Source organism: Acinetobacter sp. TUM15064 (assembly GCF_008980265.1).
Classification (GTDB): domain Bacteria; phylum Pseudomonadota; class Gammaproteobacteria; order Pseudomonadales; family Moraxellaceae; genus Acinetobacter.
In genome coordinates this window covers 22,563-45,164 of record NZ_BKFU01000011.1, presented here as the reverse complement: position 1 = coordinate 45,164, position 22,602 = coordinate 22,563, and the positions used below count along the sequence as shown (strand labels likewise).

General features: G+C 41.3%; 21 protein-coding genes and 1 pseudogene. 17 read left to right on the top strand and 5 right to left on the bottom strand.

The genetic code is table 11. From position 1 onward, the window contains the following. The first annotated feature begins 20 nt into the window (after nt 1–20). The 8 genes from GBI16_RS05540 to GBI16_RS05505 all read left to right on the top strand — a co-directional run bounded on the left by GBI16_RS05540 (nt 21) and on the right by GBI16_RS05505 (nt 8,320). Entirely contained in the window at nt 21–791 is a 771-nt protein-coding gene (locus GBI16_RS05540) for a 3-hydroxyacyl-CoA dehydrogenase (RefSeq protein WP_151706693.1), read from the top strand. 245 nt (nt 792–1,036) lie between these two features. Beyond that, entirely contained in the window at nt 1,037–2,173 is a 1,137-nt protein-coding gene (locus GBI16_RS05535) for an acyl-CoA dehydrogenase family protein (RefSeq protein ID WP_151706692.1), read from the top strand. A gap of 259 nt (nt 2,174–2,432) precedes the next feature. Next, the gene (locus GBI16_RS05530) at nt 2,433–4,079 is read left to right on the top strand and encodes an AMP-binding protein (RefSeq protein ID WP_151706702.1); all 1,647 of its coding nucleotides are present in this window, start codon (nt 2,433–2,435) and stop codon (nt 4,077–4,079) included. 557 nt (nt 4,080–4,636) lie between these two features. Then, nucleotides 4,637–5,407, top strand: coding sequence for a HesA/MoeB/ThiF family protein (locus GBI16_RS05525; protein WP_151706691.1), 771 nt, complete (start codon nt 4,637–4,639; stop codon nt 5,405–5,407). Between the two features lie 57 nt (nt 5,408–5,464). Continuing rightward, nucleotides 5,465–6,763, top strand: a complete 1,299-nt coding sequence (locus GBI16_RS05520) for an AarF/ABC1/UbiB kinase family protein (protein ID WP_110974157.1) — start codon at nt 5,465–5,467, stop codon at nt 6,761–6,763. 145 nt (nt 6,764–6,908) lie between these two features. After that, complete coding sequence (gene folB, locus GBI16_RS05515; protein ID WP_151706690.1) at nt 6,909–7,289, top strand: dihydroneopterin aldolase; 381 nt, start codon at nt 6,909–6,911, stop codon at nt 7,287–7,289. Then, nucleotides 7,246–7,689 carry a 2-amino-4-hydroxy-6-hydroxymethyldihydropteridine diphosphokinase gene (locus tag GBI16_RS05510; RefSeq protein WP_151706689.1) on the top strand — a complete coding sequence of 148 codons (444 nt, stop codon included), beginning with the start codon at nt 7,246–7,248 and terminating at the stop codon, nt 7,687–7,689. The genes folB and GBI16_RS05510 overlap by 44 nt, the downstream gene beginning before the upstream one ends. A 73-nt stretch (nt 7,690–7,762) precedes the next feature. Further along, nucleotides 7,763–8,320 (top strand): hypothetical protein, encoded by a 558-nt coding sequence (locus GBI16_RS05505; RefSeq protein WP_228199368.1) that lies wholly within the window; start codon nt 7,763–7,765, stop codon nt 8,318–8,320. A 65-nt stretch (nt 8,321–8,385) separates the two neighbouring features. Here the strand turns inward: GBI16_RS05505 and coq7 are convergent, their stop codons facing one another. Both coq7 and GBI16_RS05495 read right to left on the bottom strand, forming a co-directional pair. Next, complete coding sequence (gene coq7, locus GBI16_RS05500) at nt 8,386–9,021, bottom strand: 2-polyprenyl-3-methyl-6-methoxy-1,4-benzoquinone monooxygenase (protein ID WP_004696505.1); 636 nt, start codon at nt 9,019–9,021, stop codon at nt 8,386–8,388. 4 nt (nt 9,022–9,025) lie between these two features. Next, nucleotides 9,026–10,345: an MFS transporter gene (locus GBI16_RS05495; RefSeq protein WP_151706688.1), complete on the bottom strand. Its 1,320-nt coding sequence runs from the start codon at nt 10,343–10,345 to the stop codon at nt 9,026–9,028. Between the two features lie 176 nt (nt 10,346–10,521). Between GBI16_RS05495 and GBI16_RS05490 the strand changes: the two genes are divergently transcribed. From GBI16_RS05490 to GBI16_RS05480, 3 genes are all read left to right on the top strand, one after another. Beyond that, nucleotides 10,522–13,275: an autotransporter assembly complex family protein gene (locus tag GBI16_RS05490; protein ID WP_151706687.1), complete on the top strand. Its 2,754-nt coding sequence runs from the start codon at nt 10,522–10,524 to the stop codon at nt 13,273–13,275. A gap of 24 nt (nt 13,276–13,299) precedes the next feature. Further along, nucleotides 13,300–17,814: a translocation/assembly module TamB domain-containing protein gene (locus tag GBI16_RS05485; RefSeq protein ID WP_151706686.1), complete on the top strand. Its 4,515-nt coding sequence runs from the start codon at nt 13,300–13,302 to the stop codon at nt 17,812–17,814. A gap of 152 nt (nt 17,815–17,966) precedes the next feature. After that, the gene (locus tag GBI16_RS05480) at nt 17,967–19,172 is read left to right on the top strand and encodes an integrase family protein (RefSeq protein ID WP_151706685.1); all 1,206 of its coding nucleotides are present in this window, start codon (nt 17,967–17,969) and stop codon (nt 19,170–19,172) included. Here GBI16_RS05480 and GBI16_RS05475 read toward each other — a convergent pair. Genes GBI16_RS05475 through GBI16_RS05465 form a run of 3 tightly spaced genes read right to left on the bottom strand, consistent with a single transcriptional unit; the run spans nt 19,169 to nt 20,480 of the window. Further along, nucleotides 19,169–19,435: a helix-turn-helix domain-containing protein gene (locus tag GBI16_RS05475; RefSeq protein ID WP_119062888.1), complete on the bottom strand. Its 267-nt coding sequence runs from the start codon at nt 19,433–19,435 to the stop codon at nt 19,169–19,171. The two genes, GBI16_RS05480 and GBI16_RS05475, sit on opposite strands and share 4 nt — an antisense overlap. After that, nucleotides 19,432–19,641 carry a hypothetical protein gene (locus GBI16_RS05470; RefSeq protein ID WP_151706684.1) on the bottom strand — a complete coding sequence of 70 codons (210 nt, stop codon included), beginning with the start codon at nt 19,639–19,641 and terminating at the stop codon, nt 19,432–19,434. The genes GBI16_RS05475 and GBI16_RS05470 overlap by 4 nt, the downstream gene beginning before the upstream one ends. Then, a complete protein-coding gene (locus GBI16_RS05465) occupies nt 19,638–20,480 on the bottom strand; it encodes a DNA adenine methylase (RefSeq protein ID WP_151706683.1) in 843 nt (280 codons plus the stop codon). Before GBI16_RS05465 ends, GBI16_RS05470 begins: the two co-directional genes overlap by 4 nt. A 69-nt stretch (nt 20,481–20,549) precedes the next feature. Between GBI16_RS05465 and GBI16_RS05460 the strand changes: the two are divergent. From GBI16_RS05460 to GBI16_RS05435, 6 genes and pseudogenes are all read left to right on the top strand, one after another. After that, nucleotides 20,550–20,906 (top strand): annotated as a pseudogene (locus GBI16_RS05460) (phage regulatory CII family protein); the annotation flags it as partial. Nucleotides 20,907–20,952: 46 nt separating this feature from the next. After that, nucleotides 20,953–21,363 (top strand): hypothetical protein, encoded by a 411-nt coding sequence (locus GBI16_RS18905; protein ID WP_228267814.1) that lies wholly within the window; start codon nt 20,953–20,955, stop codon nt 21,361–21,363. Further along, entirely contained in the window at nt 21,360–21,668 is a 309-nt protein-coding gene (locus tag GBI16_RS05450) for a hypothetical protein (protein ID WP_151706682.1), read from the top strand. The genes GBI16_RS18905 and GBI16_RS05450 overlap by 4 nt, the downstream gene beginning before the upstream one ends. Nucleotides 21,669–21,694: 26 nt before the next feature. Further along, a complete protein-coding gene (locus tag GBI16_RS19010; RefSeq protein WP_151706681.1) occupies nt 21,695–22,138 on the top strand; it encodes a hypothetical protein in 444 nt (147 codons plus the stop codon). After that, the gene (locus tag GBI16_RS05440) at nt 22,135–22,392 is read left to right on the top strand and encodes a hypothetical protein (RefSeq protein ID WP_151706680.1); all 258 of its coding nucleotides are present in this window, start codon (nt 22,135–22,137) and stop codon (nt 22,390–22,392) included. Before GBI16_RS19010 ends, GBI16_RS05440 begins: the two co-directional genes overlap by 4 nt. Then, nucleotides 22,389–22,601, top strand: a complete 213-nt coding sequence (locus GBI16_RS05435; protein WP_151706679.1) for a hypothetical protein — start codon at nt 22,389–22,391, stop codon at nt 22,599–22,601. Before GBI16_RS05440 ends, GBI16_RS05435 begins: the two co-directional genes overlap by 4 nt. The last annotated feature ends 1 nt before the right edge of the window (nt 22,602 follow it).

Below are 22,602 nucleotides of genomic sequence, written 5' to 3'. Positions count from 1 at the left end.
AATCATACAAGGAAAAATAAATGAAGATTCAAGGGAAGGTTTTTGTCGTTACAGGTGGTGCATCGGGTTTAGGTGCGGCAACAGCACGTCATTTGATTGAACAAGGTGCGAAAGTCATTTTGGTAGATATGAACCAAGCTTTAGGTGAAGAGCTACAGCGTGAGTTGGGTGAAAATGCTCAGTTTAAAAGCCTTGATGTTACTGATGAGCACGCCGTGCAAAGTTTCTTCCAAGAAGTCGAGGCGGAATATGCACAATTGAATGGTTTGGTGAACTGTGCGGGTGTAGCGCCTTCAGCCAAAGTGTTGGGTCGTGAGGGTATTCATGAGCTGGCTTTATTCCAAAAAGTATTAAACATCAATGTCTCAGGTACTTTTAATATGCTGCGTTTTGCTGCGCAGTTAATCGCGCAATATGAACCTCAAGCTGGTGAAGAAGAACGTGGCGTGATTGTGAATACAGCTTCAGTTGCAGCCTATGACGGCCAAATTGGCCAGACCGCTTATGCAGCATCGAAAGGCGCGGTTGTCTCAATGACTTTGCCGCTGGCACGCGAGCTAGCACGTGAAAAAATTCGAGTGATGACCATTGCTCCAGGCATTATGGAAACGCCAATGTTGAAGGCGATGCCGCAAAATATACAAGATGCGCTAGGTGAAATGGTGCCATTTCCGAAGCGTTTGGCAAAACCGCAGGAGTTTGCTCAGCTGGTAGGCCATATTTTTGAAAATAGTTATTTGAATGGTGAAGTGATTCGTTTAGATGGCGCGATTCGTATGCAACCTAAATAATTCATTTTGATTTGTGATCTTTGAGTTGATAAGTAAAGGCTTCTTATAACCTTCGGTTCGACCTACTTTTCTTTTGGGAAAAGTAGGCAAAACCATCTCCATTCGCAAAACCTGTTTTATTAAATTTACAGACTACTTTCTCGCAGAAACATTATCTTTTGAAAGGCTTTCAGGTTACGAATGGGTCGCCGTGTATCAAATATTTATTAAATTTAATAACCTGAACAGAGAAGGGACGACACTCCATGCTTTTAAATGAAGAACAAAAAATGGTTCAGGATATGCTTCGTAGTTATTCGCAAGAAAAACTGAAGCCAACCGCAGCTGCACGTGACAAAACTGCACAGTTTCCTGCGCAAGAACTCAAAGAGCTGGGTGAGTTAGGTGCTTTGGGTATGACTGTTTCACCTGAGTGGGGTGGTGCAGGCTTGGATTATATTTCACTGGTGGTGGCACTTGAGGAAATTGCAGCAGGTGATGGTGCGATTTCGACCATTGTCAGTGTACAAAATTCACTGCCGTGTGGGATTACCCAGCGTTATGGCACTGATGCGCAAAAGCAGAAATATTTAAGCAAGCTTGCCACAGGTGAGTGGCTGGGATGTTTTTGTCTCACTGAACCACAAGCAGGCTCAGATGCAGGAGCATTGGAGTGTAAAGCCGTTCGTGAGGGCGATGAATGGGTGCTGAATGGAACCAAGCAATTCATTACCACAGGTAAGCATGCCCAAGTCGCTTTAGTTTTTGCAGTCACAGACAAGGCTGCGGGTAAGAAAGGAATTTCTTGCTTTTTAGTCCCAACCGATAGCGAAGGCTATATTGTCTCTCGTATAGAGGAAAAGATGGGGCAGCACTGTTCGGATACGGCAACCATCGTTTTGGAGAACTGCCGCATTCCGGCTGATCATTTGCTAGGTGCGGAAGGTGAGGGCTATAAAATTGCGCTTTCAAATTTGGAGTCTGGGCGTATTGGTATTGCCGCGCAATCAGTCGGTATGGCGCGCGCAGCTTTGGATGCTGCGGTTGAATATGCCAATGACCGCAAAGCCTTCGGTGTTGAAATTGTACAACATCAGGCAGTTGCTTTTCGTTTAGCCGATATGGCGACGCAAATTGAAGCGGCACGCCAGTTAATTTTTCATGCAGCTGCTTTGAAGGACGCAGGATTGCCGTGTTTAAAAGAAGCGTCTATGGCCAAACTGTTTGCCTCAACCATGGCGGAGCGTGTTTGTTCTGATGCGATTCAAATTCATGGTGGTTATGGCTATGTCTCAGATTTTCCAGTTGAGCGAATTTATCGGGATGTTCGTGTGAGCCAGATTTATGAAGGAGCATCTGATATTCAACGTCTGGTCATTGCACGTGAAGTCACCAAGGTTTAAGACGACTCAGTTTTAGACCTTGGTCGATGTTCAAAGCTTGCACTTTCATTGAGGGATTTGGAAATTGTAGGTGCATTTAAAACATGGTTATCTAGGTGTAGCCGTTAGTTACAGGTATTAAGTCGAGTAGCTGAGCTGCTCTGGGTATTCAAACAATATAGGACTGACAATGAGGTCAGTTCAACGCTTAAAATGATAAAGAACATGGACGGCCAAAGTGGATTTGGCCTTAAAAAATGGATAATACGAGGTTGTCGTGATGAAGACATTAGAACAAGCCCACCAAGAATTTAACTATGAGCAACTGATTCAAGAACAATTGGTCGGTCAACCCAATGCAATGAATGCTTATATTGAGTGTTGTCAGCGTTATGTCGGGCAGCAAAAAATAGCACTCATTTGGGAAGGAAAAAATGGAGAGTCTGAGCAATGGAGTTTTGAACAGCTCGATGTGGCCTCAGCACAGTTGGCAAATTATTTTAAAAATATTGGCATTCAAGTAGGTGACTGTATCGCAGGGCTGTTACCCCGTACCCCTGAACTATTGATTACGATTTTAGCAACATGGCGGATCGGTGCGATTTACCAGCCTCTGTTTACCGCTTTTGAGTCGAAGGCGATTGAGCATCGAGTTTTAACTGCGAATACTAAATTGATTGTGACCAATGCAGAACAACGCCCAAAATTAAATCACGTTGAAGTCAAACATATCCTGACTGTAAATGCGGGAACAAACTTAGCTAGTAACGAAGCTGATTTTTGGCAAGAGGTCAAACAACAGTCCGATCAATGTGAAGCTGTTTTGTGTAGCTTTAATGATGATTTCCTGATGATGTTTACCTCTGGCACCACAGGTTTGGCGAAATCGGTACCTGTCCCTTTAAAAGCAGTTTTGGCTTTTAAGGGTTATATGCAACATGCGGTCGATTTAAGAGAAGACGATTCATTCTGGAATTTAGCCGATCCGGGCTGGGCTTATGGGTTGTACTATGGAATCACAGGCCCGCTCAGCTTGGGGCATAGCATCATTATGGATGAGCGTGCATTTAGCGTGGATCATGCGGTTGAGGTTATTAAAAAGTATCGTGTCAGTAACTTAACGGGGTCGCCTACAGCTTTTCGAATGTTCTTCGGTTTCAAAGAAAAGTTTGATCCTTCCATTAAAACTCACTTACGTGCCGTCAGTAGTGCAGGTGAGCCTTTGACCCCAGAAGTGATTCATTGGTTCAATAATGATCTGAACGTCAACATTTATGACCAGTATGGACAAACTGAGTTGGGCATGGTGATTGCCAACCATCATGCACTGGAGCATGAGAAAAAAGTCGGGTCGGCAGGCTTTGCCAATCCTGGACACCGCTTTGCTGTACTGGATGCGAACCACCAAGAAGTGAAGCGCGGAGAGATTGGAACGTTGGCGATAGACTTTAGCCAGTCACCACTGACATGGTTTAAGGGCTATGGTGGCAATAATCGAAAGTCCTTTGTGGGACAGTATTATTTAACGGGTGATACGGTCAAACTGAATGAAATTGGCGGTGTCGATTTTGTTGGACGTGCTGACGATGTCATTACAACGTCAGGCTATCGAGTTGGGCCTTTTGATGTCGAAAGTACTTTGCTTGAGTGTGTAGAGGTTTTAGAGTCGGCTGTGATTGGTAAGCCTGACCCAGAACGCACTGAAGTGGTGAAAGCTTTTGTGGTGCTGAAACCTCAGTACCAAGCCTCTAAAGAATTGGATAGCAAACTCCAAGCCTATGTGCGTTCACGTTTATCTAAACATGCGTATCCGAAAGAGATTGAGTTTGTTGAAAGCTTGCCGAAAACGTCGAGTGGCAAAATTCAACGTAATTTACTGAAACAGCAAGAAGTGGCAAAGATACAAACCATACAAGTTGCAATTTAATTTAAAAATAAAAGGGTCTTAGTGGTAAGTCGAATTCGCAGTAATTGTTGATCTAACCGATTGAAAAAAATTATCTTGGCGGAGTTTTATCGAATTTTCATCCAATTTTGTCATTAGCCTGCTGCTCGCCCTACTTTTGTTTCGGCAAAAGTAGGCAAAACCATTGTCACCTGCAAAACCTGTTCTTTTCTTGGATTTATTAAAAGATATCGAAGAAACATTATCTTGCTTAGACCATGCAGGTTGCAGATGACATTTTCGCGTATCATATTTTTTGTTGAACTCTAATTAGAATTAAAGCCAGTCAGTTCTAAATGGGCTGGCTTTTCTTTGATCCATTTATAGTGACCTGTGGGAACACTGCTCTAAACATAGTTAGATGTATAAATAGCCTAAGTAAATTTAACTAGGCAACTACTATGATTCAATATCCGTAACTTAAAAATGAAAAGATGAGCCATTTAAAGCACATCGCATTTATTGAATTTGTGCATAGCCAATCTTAGTTTCATGGTTATAATTCGACATCAATATTTTCTTTAGCAAAAGGCTGAATCATGGACGAGTTAGATGAAAGTCTAGAACTCAGTAATGCTGAAATGCATCTCTATAGCCGCCAAATTTTATTGGACGGATGGGATATAGAGGCACAAGAAAAACTCAAGTTGGCCAACGTCCTTATCGTGGGTTGTGGAGGCATCGGTTGTTTGACTGCGGAGTTACTGGCACGTGCTGGCGTAGGGCAAATCACTCTGATTGATGCAGATACGATCGAAGTAAGCAATCTGCAAAGACAGATTGCCTATGTAGAAAACAATGTCGGTTTCTATAAAGCAGAGGTTTTGGCCCAGCGTTTAAAGCAGATCAATCCCTATATCCAAGTCCATGCGCATACTGTAAAGCTTGATACATCTAATGCAGCTCGCTTAATTGTTGGTCAAGACCTAGTTCTTGATGGTTGTGATAATTTTACGACGCGGTATTTGGTCAATCAGCAGTGTAAAGCGGCCAATATTCCACTCATCAGTGCATCGGCCATTGGTTTTCAAGGGCAACTGTTTATGGTGGAAGGCGAGTCTGCTTGTTATGAATGTCTGTTCCCGAAAGAAGAACATGCGAATGAAAGCCTACGCTGTGCAGATTCGGGCGTTTTAGCTACCACCCCTAACGTGATGGCTAGTCTTCAAGCGCATCATGCACTTTTATACTTGGGTTTAAATGTCTCCGCACTCAAACAACGCCTGTTGCTTTGGGATGGCTTAAGTATGAAACAACGTTTGCTTGCTTTCGAAAAAGATACAGATTGTCCAGTTTGTCAGGCAAGATAAGCCTGCAATTTTTTCATTCTTTGATACACTCAATACAATTTATTTTTGACCGATATTATGAAAAACAATATCTTTTTAGATGGACTGCGCTCTGTTGCCCGTGTTGGGGAAACAGCAGTCATTGCAGCGCGTGCAGGTATTAAGTACGCAACTGAAAAACCAAGTAATGCCAAACTGATGCGTGAAACCTTTGAGTCTTTGGGTTCAACCTATATCAAGCTGGGTCAGTTTATTGCCAGTACACCTTCACTTTTTCCACGTGAATACGTTGAAGAATTCCAAGGCTGTTTAGACCAAACCCCATCTTTACCGTTTAGTTATGTACAAGGGGTTTTGGCGTCTGAGTTTGAAGGTCGAAATCTGTCTGAGATTTTTGCATCAATTGATGAAACACCGTTAGCTTCGGCATCTATTGCCCAAGTCCATGCCGCAAAACTGGTAACGGGCGAAGATGTAGTGATTAAAGTGCAAAAGCCAGGTGTAGAAACAATTCTCTATACTGACTTAAATGTGCTGCACTGGGCAACCAAGGTCTTGGAAAAAGCGGTGCCTAAAGTCAAATTTGCATCTCTTGCAGACATTGTGGAAGAAATTAAAACCCGCATGGTTCGTGAAGTCGATTTTATTGAAGAAGCCAGTAATCTGGATGACTTTGTGAATTATCTCAATATCACACAAAACCATAAAGCCATGGCACCGAAGGTCTATCACCAATATTCGACTCGCCGTGTGCTGACCATGCAACGGTTATATGGTGTACCATTAACCGATTTTAATGTGGTGAAACAGCGTTGCAAAGATCCATCACAAGTCCTGATTACTGCCATGAATACATGGTTTGGTAGTCTGATGATGTGTAATAGCTTCCATGCTGACTTACACGCTGGAAACTTGATGTTGCTTGATGATGGTCGTGTCGGTTTTATTGACTTTGGAATTGTGGGCCAGTTGAAACCTGAAGTCTGGACAGCTTGTATCGCCTTTATGGATGCCTTACAAAAAACCGATTATGCACTCATGGCGGAAAACATGCTGAAAATGGGCATGACCGCAGTGCAGATTGATACGCAAGTGTTGGCCGCAGATCTTGAGCGTTTATTTAGTGGTGTGCTGTTGGCAGATCCGCAAGAATTGCTGAGTTCAAACCCAGCAGATTTGAATGACATTATGATGGATATGGTCGCAGTGGGCGAGCGTCACGGCATTCGCTTCCCACGTGATTTTGCCTTGTTATTTAAACAGATGCTGTATTTCGATCGTTTCATGCGCATCCTTGCACCGTATACCGACATCTATGCTGACCAGCGTTTGCAAATGGTGCAAACTATCGACCCAAATGTGTTGTTAAAAAACTAAATTCTTTTGAAGCACATTCTCCAAAAAATCCCTTTCAGTCCTTCTTTTGAAAAGAGGGACTGAAAAACGCTTTCCTGTTAAACGGATGAGAAACATGGTTTCGTAATGCAGGAATTAAAAGTCAAAATCGGTTAAAGGTAATAATGTGGACGCAATTATCATTGAAGGCTTAAAAGTTGAAACAGTGATTGGCTGTTTTAACTGGGAACGTCAGATTATTCAGCCTTTAATGTTGGATATGATTATTCAAACAGATTTGGAGCAAGCATCAAACTCAGATGACTTAGACCATACCTTAAATTATGCTGAAATTTGTGAAATCGCGGCAAAGGTTATTCAAGAAGCCAAGCCTGAACTGATTGAACATGCGGCAAAGTTGGTCATCAACGCACTTTTTTCTACCTTTCATGCGATTGAATCAATTAATATTACCATCCGTAAGCCTGCCATTATCGCGCAAGCAAATTCTGTAGGAATTCGTCTTGAACGCCACCGAAACGATTTTCGCCTTAGCTCTGGCGAGTAATAATAACCCTCAGCAACATTTTTTATATGCCTCTGATGAGTTATCTAAAATTGGGCAGCTGCAATTTTCGAACATTTATTTAATTCCATGTCGTGATGGTGTCGGAGCAGATTATTGGAATGCAGCGTGTTTGCTGAAATCAACTTTGTCTGCTTCTGAGATTTCAGTCCTGCTGAAAAAAATGGAAAATGCCTCTGGACGAATTCGTCCATCGCATCAAATTGCTTTGGATGTTGATTTGATTGCATGGGGTGACAACCTAGAGCATATGCAATTTAATCCTAAGAAACTGCCTTTGGCTTTAGATGTTAAAATTCCAATGTTTGATGTGTGGAAGGATGCTGCCTTTCAACATGCAGAGCATACATTTCCAACGGTCAGTTGTTTAGAAACCAATTAACATATTGAAGTGTGATTGCATTTATAACTGCTTTAAGATGTATATAAAAATACAATTCAAAGCGAGTTATTTCATGAAAATACAAATTTTGAGTGCGCTTTTTTTAGCAATGCTTGTAGCGGGTTGTCAATCAAATCCATCAAACATGGTTGAAGCGGAATCAGATCTGACTTCAGTAGTGACAAGTACAGTTGGGAATGAAGTCTCAGCATCGAAATCTGCTGAAAATAAAGCGCTAGAGCAGGCGGTGCATGCCTATACGCAAGATCAGTCAAATTATCAAACTAATACTTTTGATTTGAATCAGGATGGTCTGGCTGATGCAGTGGTACTGCTGGATGGTTCAGAATGGTGTGGTTCTGGTGGATGTACTTTATTGGTCTTTAAAGGACTTGCTAATGGACGCTTCCAACCACATAGCAAAATGACCGTATCATCTACCCCAATTTATGCTTTAAGTACACAGACGCAAGGTTGGCATGATTTGTCGGTTTACACACGTGGTTTAGGACAGGTCATACTCAAGTTCAACGGAAAAAGTTATCCATCCAACCCTTCATTGGCAACTAAATATACAGCGAATTTGAAACAAGTAAGCAATACCTTATTGTTGCCGATCGTTGTGGAATAACTCAGCACTAAGTCAATAAAAAAGCAGTGGTGATTCCACTGCTTTTTTATTTAAACCCTTGTTGTTTAAATAAAATAACTGGTCTTGGTCATGAGTTTTGATATAGCCGTCATGGTGATTTTGACAGGAATAGGTAAATCGACACCGCCAGCATTTAGTGCTGTATCACGGTGATGTAATTCATCTTCATTCATTTGTACAAGGATATTGCGTGAACGATCATCTTGAGCAGGGAGTTGGCTGATGTGGTGTTGTAAATGCAGACTGACTTGGCGCTCCGTTTCTGCAACAAAACCTAAGCTATATTTATCGCCTGCAATGCCTGCGATTGCGCCCATACCAAAAGACAAACCATACCAAATTGGATTGAGCAGACTGGTATGGCTATCCAGTTCTTTTAAGCGGTCTTCACACCATGCGAGATGGTCTTGTTCTTCAATCGCGGCTTGTTCCATTTCACGGCGTACATTTGGCAGTTTTGCAGTTAAGGCCTGACCATGATAGAGCGCTTGAGCACAGACTTCGCCACTATGGTTGACTCGCATTAAACCAGCAACATGACGCGCTTCACTGACGGCCAGTTGGGTTTCTACCGCCTTACCTGGGTTCTCGCGTTGAGCAGACGTTGTGCCAGGAACTAAGCTGCGCAGGGCTTGATCAAAAGAATTGATAAATTTATCTATGCCAGTGTAATGACGCATAACTTTAGTCCTCTAACTCAGGTTGTACAGTTTTTAGCATAGGTTTAAGTCGATATAACAACCATACTGTAAAAACTGCACTCAATATAGCGGTAATGCTGAAAAGTATTTTAATATCAATCTTTAAAACACTTAAAATGATAATCGAAAATACAGCAGATGACACCATAAACACCGCATTTAAAATGTTGTTTGCGGCAACAACACGTGCACGGTGTGACCGCGGAGAATACGCTTGCATCATGGCATACAAGGGTACGATATAAAAACCACCACTGATGCCAAGCAAAGTCACTGCGAGCATGACATGATAGTAAACCATACCGTGGTTGAACATATCGCTAACATTGAGCATTGCCCCTGTGCGTTCTGGGACATAAGCGAGACTCAAGGCCAAATAAAAGGCAAATAGAGTCAGTCCAATAGCACCCACAGGCACCATTTTTATATTTACTTCTGAACCACCAATCTTACGGCATAACAGCGAACCGACCCCAATGCCGACAGAGAAAAAGGTCAAGAGTAGACTTACGACATTTTCTGAAGCGTGTAAATTTTGCAAGGTCAACTGCGGAATTTGAGTGAGGTAGGTCGCCCCATAAAACCAATACCATGAATTCCCCAGTAAAACCATAAAAATGAGGGGCAGGCTTTTGGCATATTGAAGTGTTTGAAAACTCGTTCTAAAGAAATTCCAGTCAATCTTTAAATCGGGTGCGCTGACTTTTTGTTTTAAAATATAGCGGCTAGAGAAATAACCCAAAATAGCAATCGTAACCACAGTCAGGCTAATCCAAAACAAATTGCCATTTGACGCTGAAATGACCGCACCACCTAAAATCATGCCCACCAATATGGCAATAGATGTACCTGATTGGAACAATGCGTTGCCAGACATGAGTTCATTTGGCTTGAGAATCTCAGGTAAAATGGCGTATTTGATTGGGCCAAAGAAGGTGGAGTGTGTGCCCATCATAAATAAAGCCAACAACAGCAACCATAGATTTCCCAATAAGAATCCTGCTGAGCCAATCAGCATAATCACAATTTCTAAAATTTTAATGCTGCGAATCAACTGTGAGCGTTCAAATTTGTCAGCAATTTGTCCTGCTGTTGCGGAGAAAATAAAGTAAGGTAGGATAAATAAAAGTGCAGCTAGATTATTGAGTGTACTTACACTGGCTGCTTGTTGATTAATCCATCCATAAGTAATGACTAAAAGCAAAGCTTGTTTATAAACATTGTCGTTTAATGCACCAAAGAATTGGGTAATAAACATGGGAAGAAAGCGACGGGTACTTAATAGATGTTCATTGTTTTTCATGCTTTTTGCACTGCATTAAGTTTTATTAAGAAATGTGACTAATTGCTCAATCGTTCAATAAAATCATGTAAGATATTTAAAACCTGAAATTGGGTAAAATAATCAATAGATTTCAGTTCTTTTGGGTCATTTCATTAGAGCAAATCCATAAAGATTAAATAAATTTAGAGTTTTCTATGCTTGCCAAAACAAATTTTAAAAAGTCGACTCTTTCATTGAGTATGAATTCTTTCATACCGTGGCATCATAACAATAAATATTTATGCCTGAGTATCTTTTTAACGCTTTTGTCACAAGCAAGTTTTGCAGAAACGCCCGTTGCCATTGAGCCAAGCAGTGTGCAAGTGGATACGCAAACGAATGCGCAAATGACTGAGGAAATTAAAAAAGAAGCGATTCTTCAGGGTATGAGCAGTACCGAGGAATTACAGAAAGTTAAAAATATGGCGGTTGAACCTACTGTTCTAGACAGTATGCAAATGTTGCAACAGCAACAAACCGCTTTAAAAAACTTAGCTGAATTTGCACCGATTCAATTTGAAGACCTTGAGGATTTGCCTGATGTTCAAGTAGATCAGAATATGGCAAATGATATTTATCAGGTAGCAGAGCAAGCCAAAGCAGAAGCACAGGCCTACCGCAGTGGTCAAAAGAAAGAGCTTGTCGTGGCAGATGCGACACAGCAGGAAATGGCTGAGATTAATCAAGCACCTGTTAATGTCGACGATTTGATGCGAAATATTCAAGCAGATAGTCAAATTTCGGTAGAGGCAAATACAGCGGGAAATACCTTAGATTTTGACATGAGCACCGAAGAGAAAATCGCCAAAGAACCGAACTTCTTTAAACGCATGCTCTATAAGATTCGACCACCAAAAGAAATGGATAGCGCCAAAGTTCCACGGATCAGTGCTGATGTTGAAATTATCAATGCAAAATATGAGGGCGAGATATCGAATAAAGCTTATCAGGCAGCATTGGTTAATTTAAAAGACAATATTAAGGGTAAGCTCTCGAGTTTTACCCAAGAATCTTTTGATGATTTTCCATCGGCACTACCGCAACTCCGTACACTGTCCAACCAAGCGGCGCAAGCGGTTGGTTTTTATAATGCTGAGTTTAAGTTTGAAAAAACCAGTAGTAGTCGTGTCCGTGTTCAAGTCACACCGAATACACCCGTTCGTATCGAAGAGCAAAACATTGAATTTAGTGGTGCAGGTGCAAATTTACCGCAGTTTCAAGTGATACGGGTTTTGCCTGAACAAGATGTAGGCGATGTATTAAATCATGGCTTATATGAGTCAACTAAAGGACGAGTCAATGAGGCTGCAAGTAATAACGGTTTCTTTGATAGTTATTGGCGCTTACACGATGTGAAAGTGGAACAGCCACAAAATACAGCAGATATTAACCTGCGTTTTGAGACAGGTAGTCGTTATAAGCTAGGTGACGTAGAGTTTGTAATGAGTGATCCGGATAAGCCGCTACCAATTGATCTAGATGTTTTACAAAGTCTAGTGACATGGGAGCCCGGAGCGGATTATACCTTTTGGCGTGTAAATGGTTTGGCTAATAATTTGACCAACTCACGCTACTTTAACTATAGTTTGGTAGATGCTGTTCGACCAGATCCAGTTGAAATGCCAAGCGAATTACCTCCTGATTTGCAGAAATTGGTCGATGAACAGCAACTTTCACGTCAAGATGTTTTGGCTCAGGAAAAACAACAGATTGTGTCAAACCGTGAAGTGACCCAGTCTGTCGTAAGCGAAACTCAGTTTGCAGGTGTGAATGATGTAGAACAAAATCAAGCACAAGCGGCACTAAAAACTGCACAAGAATTAAAACAAAGCGAAGAAGAACGCCTAAAACTTGAAGCGCGAGAAACAAAGGTCATCCCCGTTAAAGTCACATTAAATGCCGATCAATTGAATAGCGCTGAATTAGGTGCTGGTTATGGTAGTGATACAGGTGCTCGTTTACGTGCGCAATATCGTCGTGCCATTGTTAACAATCGTGGACACTCTTTTGATGCGAACTTAGAACTTTCACAAATCCGTCAGTCTATTGATGGTCGATATAACATCCCCTACAAGCATCCATTGAATGACTATGTGAGCCTTGTGGGAGGGTATGAGCGTGAAGAACAAGATGATGTTGGACAGGGCGTAAGTTTACAAACTGAATCAGCAGTTATTGGTGCAGACCGTGTTATTAAAAATCCGATGGGAAATTGGCAACATACCTATGGTGTGCGTTATCGTTTAGATCGTTTAACCCAAAAAGGGGTTGCAGATGAAGACGATATTCCAGATGCCTTTATTGCAAATGATGACCCTGAGCAAGAGTCACTGCTATTTGGTTATGAAATTTCCAGAATTGATAGCGATAAACGTGTCAATCCAAGTAAGGGCATTAAACAAACTTATAAGCTTGAACTAGGCAGTGAAAGCCTACTCTCAGATGCAGACATGGCAATTGCGAATGCAGGATGGCGTTTTATTTATTCATTGGGTGAAAATGATAATCACCAATTCGTAGGACGTGGAGATCTCGGTTATATCTTTACTCAAGACTTTAGTAAAGTACCATATAACTTACGTTACTTTACGGGCGGCGACCAAGGTATTCGTGGTTTTGATTATAAGAGTTTATCTCCAACTGTGGACGGATTCAAAGTAGGTGGTCAAGCCTTAGCTGTGGGGTCAATGGAATACAACTATCAATTTAAGGAAGGCTGGCGTGCAGCTATTTTTAGTGACTTTGGTAATGCGTATGATAAAGATTTTAGCAATGACACCGAGTACAGTGTTGGTTTAGGCATTCGTTGGGCATCACCGATTGGTCCAATTCGTATTGATGTAGCATCAGGGATTTCAGATGACAGTCATCCTATCCGTCTACATTTCTTTATCGGTTCATTATTATAAAATTTAGCATTTTTTGGGAAGATTATGGCTGAAGTAGAGCAGCAGCAAGAACCAACACCTACGCCGTTAAAACAACAGCGGCGCATTTTTAGAAGTGTCATTTTGACGCTGATGTTGACACTCATCTTGTTGGTGATATCACTTGCAGTCATGTTTTCTACAGATAGAGGCAGTAAGTTTTTACTCGACCAAGTATTAGAACGTCAAAAGATTATTAACTATGAATATGAAAGCGGTAATCTATGGAAAGGTATTATTCTTAAAAATGTAGTGGTCACATTAAAGCCTGTTGATGTCAAAATTGATCGTGCCGATGTCAGTTTAGGGTGGCGTGCTATATTAGATAAAGAAATTCATTTACGCAAAGCTGATGTTCGTAACCTTAGAATTATCACCAAAGGTGAGCCAAGCGATGAACCATTTAAGTTTAATGAAATTAAACTTCCTTTTGTACTGCGCTTAGATACAGCTGATGTTGATCATTTAAATATTAAAACTGCGACAGGTGCGCACGTTGATTTTTATGATGTGCATTTAAATGATGCCTTATGGTCGGGTACAGAGCTTGAGTTTGAAAAGTCAAGTATGAATATGGGTTATTTGGCTGTACGTAATGCAACTGGAAAAATGAAATTTTCAGGAAAATATCCGCTTGAAGCGACAGCAATTGCAAACATCCCTTCCTTAAATAACAGTTTAAACGTACATGATATTGCCGTTCATGCCAAAGGTAGTTTAGATACCATTCAAGCGGGTGTTGCGACCCGAACGCCTGACTTACTAACAGGTTGGGCGATTATACATCCCGTACGTAAACATGTGCCGATGCAAGGACAGCTCAAATTTAATCATTACCATGTGCCACTGCTCAGCGATTACAAATTGTATGCTGAAAAAGGTGTTGCTAAATTTGCAGGTGATATTCAGCGGTTGGATATCGACTTAAACACAGATTTGAGTGGTAAAGACATTCCTAAAGGCCAATACACTGCTTTGATGCATACCGATTTGGTTCATCAACTTGACATTGATAACCTAAATGCGCAGTTGATGAAAGGTTCTGTTAATGTCGGTGGTGTGGTGAGTTGGAAAGACCATATTACTTGGAATTTACAAGGTCGTTTGGATAAACTAAATCCTAAAGATGATGTATTGCCTCAAGTTATTTCTGATTTTTTACCGCCCAGCTTAGATGCCAAAATTTCCTCGAAGGGGACACTTGAAAAAGGCCTGCATTTAACTGCAAATCTTGACTTTGATCGTTATGAATCATGGCATCTTGCGCTAGACAAAAATCCAGAGAAAAATAATAAAGTCCAGCCAATGTTGATGGATGTCTTTTGGAAAAATATTGATCGCGCCGTACCTTATGTTGGCTGGTTAAGTAGTGCTTCAGGTGATGTAAAACTGGCTTTAGTTGAAGGTCAGCAAGATATTCATGTTGCGACTGTTGTGAGTAAACATGAAAAAGCGACCTTACCTGCGGGTCATTACCTTGCACAGTTAAATCTTAAAAATAATAACTTAAATGTTCCAAGTTTTAGCTATGTTGCAGGCCAAGGAAGTTTAACGGGTAATGCATTTGTTGAGCTTCCAAGTGATAAACGTCAATTAAAATGGAAAGCCGTTTTAAACGCAAAAGACTTTAATCCGCAAACTGTTACAGAAGCAGCACCGATTAATCTATTGAATGGCAAACTTCAGGCTAGTGGGTATGCCAAACCAAATCAACAGATTATTCAATTACAAGGTATTGATCTGACTGGAAAAATGGTTAGCAACAATGAAACGGTTCACTTAACTGGTCAGTCAACCGCCGCATTATTATTTAATGATGAAAAAGCAGGTGGTGGCTTTAAAGGTTATGCTGTGAACTATGACGGGGCTTTAAAAGCCAGTCAACTTGAGGCCAGTCAAGGTACATTAAACCTAAGATTATCAGGAACACCTGAGTTTATTAAAATAACTGAACTGAAGCATAAAGGAGTTGCAGGTCAAATTAATGCCAGTGGTTTGGTGCACTTTATTCACGGCATCACTTGGGATGTAAATGCAGCATTCATTCGTTTCAAACCACAGTATTTTGCATCGAGTGTCCAAGGTGAACTGTCAGGTGTCGTGAAGACGAAAGGTACATGGTCGGATGCTTTAAAACGAATTAACATCGAAAGTTTAAATCTAGCGGGTATGCTGAATAACAAACCTGTACGTGGTACAGGTAACTTGGCTTTGGTATTAAATTCTAATCAAAAAGGCTTTTTACCTCAGCAGTTTGAAGCGAATAACTTGCTGTTGTCTTATGCTAAAAACCAACTTCAAGCGACTGGTAATGCGCAAAATTTAAGACTGAATATTAATGCACCTGCGCTGTATGAAATTTATGCAGGCTTGCGTGGTCGCGCATACGGATATTTAAATGTTCAGTCCCAACCCCGATTAAGAGCAACAGCAAACTTAGCGGTGGATAATTTTGGCTTTAAAGATCTAATTGATATGCGTAAATTGCGTATTATTGGACAGTTGCCGACATCAGAAACGACACCGTCACTTATGACGGCAAAAATGGAAAGTTTGCGTAGTGGTAATCGTGAAATTCAACAAGGTGAAATTTCACTTGCAGGAACACGTAAAGCACATTTATTAAAAGTTACTGCGAAAAATGAAAAGTCTAAATTTTATGTGCAACTTGCTGGTGGCTTTAATAGTCAAAATGATTGGTTAGGGCAAATTCAAAAGGGTGATTTTGACTCTGTGCGCGCGCGTTTGGTTCAGCGTCAAAATGCCTCAGTCGTTTATAGTCGCTCTAATACAGATTTGTTGATTGGTGCGCATTGTTGGATGAGTCAGCAAAGCCAACTTTGTTTTGATCAGCCAATTCGAGTGAGCAAAACGCGTGGTAATGTTTCATTTTTAACACAAAACTTAGACTTAAATGATTTTGCTGCATTTATGCCTGAAGGTCTAGCGATTACAGGTAAGTTAAATGGGCATGCAAAAGCGGTTTGGGCACAAGGAGCTAAACCGAAAATTGATGCTCGTTTAGTCACTCGTGATGGGGTGATTGGCTTAGCTGCAGATGATCCACAAGACTTAGGTTCAACGCTAAAATATGAACAAGTGGCTTTGGTTGCAAAAAGTGTGGCAGAAGGTCTACAAATCCGATTGGATGTCAAAACACCTGAAATTGGCGTGGGATATGCCAATGTGGTTATTGATCCATACCGTGACAACATGCCTATGCGTGGTGAAATCGCATTTGATCAAGTACAGCTCAAAGTTTTTAAGCCATTCATAGCCGATGTGCGTTCTATGGGGGGGACACTTTCTTATGCAGGTAAAATCAATGGTACTTTGAAAGCTCCATTACTGACGGGGGATGTCCGTTTAAAAGATGGGTCAATTAGCATGATTTCACTACCAGTGAACTTGACCAATATCCAGCTTTATTCAGCAATTCGTCAAGACCAAGCAACAATCAACGGTGCGTTTAATAGTGGGCGTGGGGTTGGCAAATTAACAGGAACTGTGGACTGGAAGAATGATCCGCGTATTCAGTTACAGCTGAATGGTGAGAATTTACTTATTCGTCAAGCGCCTTTAATTACGGCATTGGTAACACCTAAAATTACACTTGATGTTTTACCATTAAGTAAGAAACTCACTTTAAATGGTGAAATTCAAGTTCCCCGCGCTTTAATTTCAATGCCAGAGGCATCTGTACCTGTGGTGAATGTATCTTCTGATGTTCGTATAGTTAAAGAGGGGCAAAATCAGTTAGCAATCTTAAACAGCTCGAAGCCTTGGGACATCCGTGCTGATGTCATGGTTGGCTTAGGTAATCAGGTCATTTTCCAAGGCTTTAACAGTCGCATTCCATTATTAGGACGTTTGTATTTGTCACAGCGTGGTGCAGAAACTGCTATGCGTGCCAATGGCGCAATTGGGGTTAGTCAACGGGTTAAAATTGAAGCCTATGGTCAAAGTTTAGATTTAAACCGTGCAATTGCGCGTTTCAATGGCGCTCTAAGTAACCCAACTTTAGATATTGATGCAAACAAAGCCGTACAGGGCAGTACGGTTGGAGTGCGCGTAACAGGTACGGCAACTTCCCCGAATATTCAAGTGTATAACGATGCTGGTTTGTCTGAGCAAGAAGCTTTAAATGCATTACTTACTGGACGAATTAATGAAGGTTCTAGTAGCTTAAGCCAAACTGAAGGCTTCAAATCGGATGTTAATAATACTATTGCTGCAGCAGGAATTAGTTTAGGTTTGGGAGGAACACGCGCATTTACCAATCAGCTTGGGCGTACTTTTGGATTAAGTGGTTTGGCTTTAGATGCGCAAGGGACTGGCGATGATACTCAAGTGAGTCTGACGGGTTATATCACTCCTGATTTGTATATTCGTTATGGTGTGGGGGTGTTTACTCCTGTGAATAAATTGACTTTACGCTATCAAATGAATAAGCGAATGTACTTAGAGGCGAGTCAATCAGTAGAGCGTGCAATAGACTTGTTCTATAACTGGAAGTTTTAATAAGTGAAATCTTAATATTTATATAAGATATTGTTTATTATTATTTATTTCTGTTTTTAATCTGCATTGGGTTGTCTTGTGTAGATTATATGTAGACTGTTGAGTAATTTCGGACTTAAAATGCAAGTGTCGAATTTGTATTTAAGTCTGAAATGAAACTCAACAAATCTAATGTTGATGCTATTGCATTGACTGAAAAAGGGCAAGTGATCTACCGCGACTCTGATCTGATTGGTTTTGCTGTTCGGGCAACAGTCAAAAGTAAGTCTTATATCGTCGAGCGCCGTCACGAAGGAAAATTGTTCCGTGTGACTATTGGCAAGACAAATGAAATAACACCAGTTGAAGCTCGAAAGAAAGCTCAAAGTATTTTGTCTGATATATCCAATGGTGTTTATGAGAAAAAGAAAGATGCACTTTCAGGTGAGATGACAGTAGAGCAAGCTTTCAGCCTATACCTAAAACAAAGAAAATTAAAACAGCTATCCATCAATACATACAACCATTGCCTAGATACATTCTTATCAGATTGGAAGCCCAAACCAATATTTGAAATCACCAAAAAGGAAGTGTTTGATCGGTTTATCAAGCTTACTGAATACAGTCCAACGCAAGCCAACCTTACACTAAAGATGTTTGGTTCAATTTGGCGCTTTGCTCAAGTTCATTGTTCGAGTGATGAGAATCCGATTCTTAAACATAACCCAGTCGATGTAATCCCTGCTAAGCGAGGATGGAATAAGGCTAAGGTTAGAACTCGACATTTAGACGAGAGTAATATTCACACTTACTACAACGCTGTCCTTAACTATTTCACAGAGCGTTCTTTATATGATGATGCCTCAAAGAATGCAGTACGCGACCTTGTGTTATTTATAATGTATACCGGTTGTCGACGGAATGAAGCCCAAACATTGAAATGGGAGAATGTGGATATGGAGAAAGGCTTGTTTGTGTTTAAAGATCCAAAAAATGGAGATGATCACCTACTACCGATGGGGGATCATTTGTTTGAGATCATTAAACAGCGCTATGAATTAAAGTGTAATGAGTATGTCTTTCCCGGTTCCAAGATGACATCTGGTGCAAAACACATATCGGGCGCGCAAGGTATGTTAAGGACAATAGGTGATCAGACTGGAATTGAAATTTCACTGCATGATCTAAGACGAACATTTGCAACTATTTGCAATAACTTGGATTATGGGCCCTATACAATCAAGAGACTTCTCAATCATAGATCAGGGGCAAGGAATGATGTAACAGGGGGCTATGTTCAGGTTTCTATAAAAAAATTACGGCTTGCAATGAATGATATTGAAGCCGTCTATCAAGGGAAGCTCAACTGCTTCGATTAGGAGGCGAGTTGAGCCGTATTCATAATGGTCTGATTTTCCTGATACTTCAAAACATCTGACTTCTTATAAACCACGCTTCGACCAATTTTGCTATATGGGATACCTCCACCAGTACAGCGTAAACGCTGAAGTGTGTGTGTAGAGCATGTTAGATAGATTGCAATATCCTCCTGAGGAAAGAGTTGCTGTTCACTTGCAGATAGAAAGCGCTGTAAACGGTCGTCTTTATCTTTTTGGGTCATTTGATCAAGCTTAATTTTCATAGTGCCTCCTTCTTAATATCAATTAACTCAAACGGCAATTTGGTGTCCAAGCCTGTGCATTCATCCTTATATCCAAAACCCACAAGGATGTGATAAAGGGCAGAGGCTTGCTCCGCCGTGAATGTTTTGGTTGTGCCCGACTGGCCTATGACGAGTGGTGCAAACTCTTCGGCAAGCTCTTGGGCGATGTGTTGGAGATTAGTCAAGCTGCACCTCCAAATAGGTCATGATGTTGAGCAGCTGGATTAATCCAAAGACATTCAGTACGAACATCGGTACCGCGACCAGCAGAAATTCTTGCTTTAGTATCGACACGCTTCCAGCTTTTTAAGGTGTCATCGTAAAGTTCACTCGGATAGCCTGATAGCATCACCATACCTTCTAGATCGAGCAATGTTTTTAATAAAGCTAGATGATCCTTATCGTCCATCTCATGACGGTATATTCTTCCAGTCTTAGCCCCTGAATACCGAGTGTCATGTACATAAGGTGGATCCACATAATGTAGTGTCGTAGAAGCATCATGGTCTTTCAAAACCTGAACAGCAGGGCGGTTTTCAATGAGTACTGAGCTTAAACGCTGACCTATTAGCTGCAGATGCTCAGGATACGTTGCCCATAATGATTGGGCTGTACCATATTGGCGTTTAGTATCAATACGAAAACCTGTAATTCCTTTTGTTGCTCCTGCGGAACCAAAACCCATTTGCGCACGAATAATTACCCGTCTTGCACGTTCAACTTCAGTTGTGGCCACACTCCAAGCATCTTCAAATTCTTCTCGACTGTATGGAGTTAGTACTAGTTGCTCAATTAGTTGATCACGTAATTCAGCATCTCGGAGAACTCTAAATAAATTAACGATGTCGCCGTCAAGGTCGTTATAGACTTCGGCATAAGCTCTTGGCTTTTGAAGTAAAACACCTGCAGCACCACCGAAAACTTCTGTATAGCAAGTATGGTTGGGCATTTGTGCAATTACCCAATGAGCTAAACGAAATTTACCGCCGTGATATCGGATTAAAGGGTGGTTAAGCTCAGTCATGACTTTGCTCCTGTGCATCTTTTATTTCTTCAATGCGATAGTACGTAGTGCAAGCACATCGAGGACAAACCAAATCATTTACCGAGCTTAAAGAAGCTTGAAACCATCATGATGTATACGCAGAACCCTGAAATCTTAAAGGTGTGGGCGCATCAGATGGGATATGCATTAGTACCAGTGGATTGCGACTCAAGCAAACATCATGAGCTTTCAATCTTTGAAGCAATGATGCAGCACAACATTAAGAGCGGAAAAGCAAACCGCGTTGTGTATGAGGCTTACGAGGATGGGGTAATTACACCAGCGGAATATGAAGAGATCCACCAAATTACCCAGGGCTTGATCGAGTTGATTACCGCAGTGGATCAGGCAGCGCTTAAGCAAATGCAGAAGTACACAGCAAATGCTCAAAAAGAAAAAGCCTGATGTACAAGATCAGGCTTTTCATATTCATCAACTTTAGAGGTGTCAAATGAACAATTCAAATTTAACACAACACAAGTGCAAGGGCAAATGCCCAGAGTTTAAAGAGGAACAGTGCAATCACTGTTTAGTGGCTCAAGTAGAAAAACGAGAGTTTGAGTTAGGTGTAGCGCCTGATGATGCATACGTAAAAACCACACCACTGCAAAATATCTCGGATTTCTTACAAGGGGATGCGGTGGTGCTAATCGCTCCAGTGACTCTTGTAAATCGTACTTTTGATACGGCTGATTTACTTTCCGTTGAGTACACAACCTCACTGGGTGGTATTGGCGTTACAACGAATGGCGTGATCGTTGTTGTTGTGGATCCAGTTGAGATCCGTCATGCCTCAACTCTGGAACTAAAGCTAAAACGCCGTTTAACAGAGGCAGAACAAACCTTAGCGGAGGTTCCATGATCACAAATAAGGCCATTCAAAAGAAGCCTGAGCATAAACAAGTTCAGTGGACACAATCATGGTATGAGCCCGCATTGCGCTCGTTGGGTCGATTGCTAGATGTACGCAAGGCAAACCTGCGCAAGATCAATCGCGACGAAAAAAATGCTGCAGTTCTTCGAGATGAGCTCATTGAAACTCTGGTGAATGAGCACCGAATTTCGGTGTATCAAGCTGGTGAAATTGTAGCGAGTTTACGCAGAGCTAATAAAATTTTAATGCATGGCGGTTTTATCTATGAAATGCCAGAGGCGGGTGAAGAGTGAGTAATAAATTTATACCAAACTCATTCATGGTCGCTAATGCGTTTGTGGATGAAGCAATGAATAAGATCAGTGATGCATCTGTGAAGATCTATCTCCTGATCATTCGTAAAACACGTGGCTGGACTAAGGAGAGCGATGCGCTTTCATTACGCCAGCTGGAAATCCGTGCATATTTCAAATACGAAAAACAAGCTGCTGCAAAAACCATGGTGGATGGATCTATAGCAAGTGGTTCTACGAATACCAAACGTGAACCGAAGCAACTCACTGAAAAACAAATCTCAGCATTTGCACAGAAACTTGCTCATCTTCCTGAGTTCGCAAGTAAGCACAGCGCTCCGGGTGATTCATACGAGCAACTGGCATCAAGAATCAAAATCAAGTTGATGAACCCGGCTCAAGCGAAGAAATGGGAACCATACCTCAAGCAAGTTGGGTTTACTGGAACACTTATGGGAGCTACAGCATGAAACAGCAAAATTTCAGTGCAAGACAAGCTGTAAGGCAGGGTGAGCGAATGATATTGGTTTTGCAGGAGATGCTAGCTAAACGGGGTAAAACCAGTGTTGTTGATGTACAAGGCATGATGGGTATGACTACACGCACGGTCCAACGCTATTTAGATCAATTGGTTCAAGCTGGATACGTGTTACGGGATGACGCTACACCAGCAGGATTTATCCCATCAGAGAAGGCTAAAAAGTTGTTTGAGGTAAAGGGATGAAATTAAAAGTTGGTGATTTGGTTGTTCCATATGACGAGGCTGAAGCAAAGAAACTAGCTAACTGGAATCCTCAAGGTGATTTGAAAGTCATTTCAATACGTATTGGTAAAAGGTCTAGAGAAACGATTGTAACGGCAGTGGATGAGCGAGGTGTTCGTTATTACTCATTGGATATTGCGTTTAAAAAAGTAAGTATTGCGGGTGGGTGAA

Coding starts and splice junctions, on each gene's coding strand:
- GBI16_RS05540 (WP_151706693.1), top strand. CDS start 21: ATGAAGATTCAAGGGAAGGTTTTTGTCGTTACAGGTGGTGCATCGGGT.
- GBI16_RS05535 (WP_151706692.1), top strand. CDS start 1,037: ATGCTTTTAAATGAAGAACAAAAAATGGTTCAGGATATGCTTCGTAGT.
- GBI16_RS05530 (WP_151706702.1), top strand. CDS start 2,433: ATGAAGACATTAGAACAAGCCCACCAAGAATTTAACTATGAGCAACTG.
- GBI16_RS05525 (WP_151706691.1), top strand. CDS start 4,637: ATGGACGAGTTAGATGAAAGTCTAGAACTCAGTAATGCTGAAATGCAT.
- GBI16_RS05520 (WP_110974157.1), top strand. CDS start 5,465: ATGAAAAACAATATCTTTTTAGATGGACTGCGCTCTGTTGCCCGTGTT.
- GBI16_RS05505 (WP_228199368.1), top strand. CDS start 7,763: ATGAAAATACAAATTTTGAGTGCGCTTTTTTTAGCAATGCTTGTAGCG.
- coq7 (WP_004696505.1), bottom strand. CDS start 9,021: ATGCGTCATTACACTGGCATAGATAAATTTATCAATTCTTTTGATCAA.
- GBI16_RS05495 (WP_151706688.1), bottom strand. CDS start 10,345: ATGAAAAACAATGAACATCTATTAAGTACCCGTCGCTTTCTTCCCATG.
- GBI16_RS05490 (WP_151706687.1), top strand. CDS start 10,522: ATGCTTGCCAAAACAAATTTTAAAAAGTCGACTCTTTCATTGAGTATG.
- GBI16_RS05485 (WP_151706686.1), top strand. CDS start 13,300: ATGGCTGAAGTAGAGCAGCAGCAAGAACCAACACCTACGCCGTTAAAA.
- GBI16_RS05480 (WP_151706685.1), top strand. CDS start 17,967: ATGAAACTCAACAAATCTAATGTTGATGCTATTGCATTGACTGAAAAA.
- GBI16_RS05475 (WP_119062888.1), bottom strand. CDS start 19,435: ATGAAAATTAAGCTTGATCAAATGACCCAAAAAGATAAAGACGACCGT.
- GBI16_RS05465 (WP_151706683.1), bottom strand. CDS start 20,480: ATGACTGAGCTTAACCACCCTTTAATCCGATATCACGGCGGTAAATTT.
- GBI16_RS18905 (WP_228267814.1), top strand. CDS start 20,953: ATGAACAATTCAAATTTAACACAACACAAGTGCAAGGGCAAATGCCCA.
- GBI16_RS05450 (WP_151706682.1), top strand. CDS start 21,360: ATGATCACAAATAAGGCCATTCAAAAGAAGCCTGAGCATAAACAAGTT.
- GBI16_RS19010 (WP_151706681.1), top strand. CDS start 21,695: ATGGTCGCTAATGCGTTTGTGGATGAAGCAATGAATAAGATCAGTGAT.
- GBI16_RS05440 (WP_151706680.1), top strand. CDS start 22,135: ATGAAACAGCAAAATTTCAGTGCAAGACAAGCTGTAAGGCAGGGTGAG.
- GBI16_RS05435 (WP_151706679.1), top strand. CDS start 22,389: ATGAAATTAAAAGTTGGTGATTTGGTTGTTCCATATGACGAGGCTGAA.